Origin of the sequence: Paenibacillus sp. FSL R7-0312 (assembly GCF_038004445.1) — a bacterium.
In the GTDB taxonomy this organism is placed as follows: domain Bacteria; phylum Bacillota; class Bacilli; order Paenibacillales; family Paenibacillaceae; genus Paenibacillus_AQ.
Map to the genome: position 1 here is coordinate 1 of NZ_JBBORE010000003.1, position 1,389 is coordinate 1,389.

Here is a 1,389-nt window from a genome sequence, read left to right on the forward strand (position 1 = left end):
CGGTTCGGCCCCTTAATTATGGAGTCATTCTCTTGAAATCTCTGGTTCTTGCAGTTTCTTAAAGTGAGATGTTTACCTCTGCCACTTGGCCTGCTCTCCATGCCGCATGGTATTGGTTAGGACTCAATCGGTTTAAACTGCCGTGAAAGCGGCGTTCGTTGTAAAATTCAATGTACTCCGTGACAGTCTCGTAGGCTTCTTCAAAGGTTTCAAAGTACATTTTGCTGTAGAGATCTCGTTCTAAAATGCTGTGGAAGGACTCAATATATGCATTCATATTCGGCGTTTTAGGCGGAATCCGTTCATGAATCAAAGGTTCATCCGGGTCCATACACATCTCTGCAAAAGCATGACTGAGAAATTGAGGACCATTGTCTGAGCGAAGAATAGGCCTAGCCCCTCCAGGCTGTATACGGGCCTTCAACGCCTGCTTAATGGTCGTGCAGATCTCCTTTGCACTGCAACTTGCACCCAAGTGGTAGCCGACAATACAGCGGTCAAACACATCAATCATGTCAAAGATAAAAAAGAAGCGGTCGTAGCCATGAATGTATCCGTACTTAATATCTATTTGCCAAAGTTGGTTGGCTCCGGTAACCACGCGGTTTTGGGCAAGCCGTCTTGGATATCTCACTTTCTTGTCAGGTTTCTTTTGGAGCAGCCCTAGCTTTTTACAAAGCCGGTAGGCCTTCTTGTGGTTCAGAATTAAGTCATGCTGGATGTAGAGGGCATGCGCTAAGTTACGGTAACCGTAGCCGTGTTCCTCGCCTGCAACGAGTTCGCTAAGCCATTCTTCGATCTGCTCGTCGCTGACCTTCTGGCCGTCTTTCGTCAACGAATACGCTGGGATCGGTCTTCCGGCTGTCCCTAAGCTTACCGTAGATTTGGTGTTCTCCTTTTGACGCTGTTTGCGGGCATAGTAGGTCGATTCCAGCACACCCACCAGCCGAAGTACCACCGATACCGCATAGCCCCGCTTAATGCTTTCATCGGCTATTTCAAGTCTGTCTTGTAAGCGGGGTTGGTCTTTTTTAGCAGTTCACGCAGGAGTTCGATCTCCAAATCCTTTTCGCCCAGCAGTTTAATCGCAGTGTCCATTTTGGTCTCTAACTCTTGGACACGTTTGGCATCTTCAATACGTTCGTTAACTGAAGGTGTCGCTTGCTCACCAAATCGTTCTTTGTAGAACTTCACCCAGTTCGTAATCGTGCTGGGAGAAACTGAATATTTACGGGCGAGGAAAGAGAGCTTCGTCCCATTAATCGCTTCCTGGGCAACTTTAATCCGTTGTTCATCGTACAACTTGTTACTTTTCATGTCCTCATCCCCTTCTCTATTAGTGTACCTTATGCATCTTTAGGACTCCAATTCGATTAGGGGGCTTAAGAG

2 protein-coding genes are annotated in these 1,389 nt (G+C 47.0%); both read right to left on the minus strand.

From position 1 onward, the window contains the following. Positions 1-58: 58 nt before the first annotated feature. On the minus strand, positions 59-958 hold the full coding sequence (locus MKX70_RS33350) for an IS3 family transposase (RefSeq protein ID WP_052416376.1): 900 nt from the start codon (positions 956-958) through the stop codon (positions 59-61). 35 nt (positions 959-993) lie between these two features. Next, positions 994-1,317 carry a transposase gene (locus tag MKX70_RS33355; protein WP_042236251.1) on the minus strand — a complete coding sequence of 108 codons (324 nt, stop codon included), beginning with the start codon at positions 1,315-1,317 and terminating at the stop codon, positions 994-996. Positions 1,318-1,389: the final 72 nt, after the last annotated feature.

Bases quoted from the DNA above. Each gene is read 5' to 3' on its own strand.
- MKX70_RS33355 (WP_042236251.1), bottom strand. From the start codon at position 1,317: ATGAAAAGTAACAAGTTGTACGATGAACAACGGATTAAAGTTGCCCAG.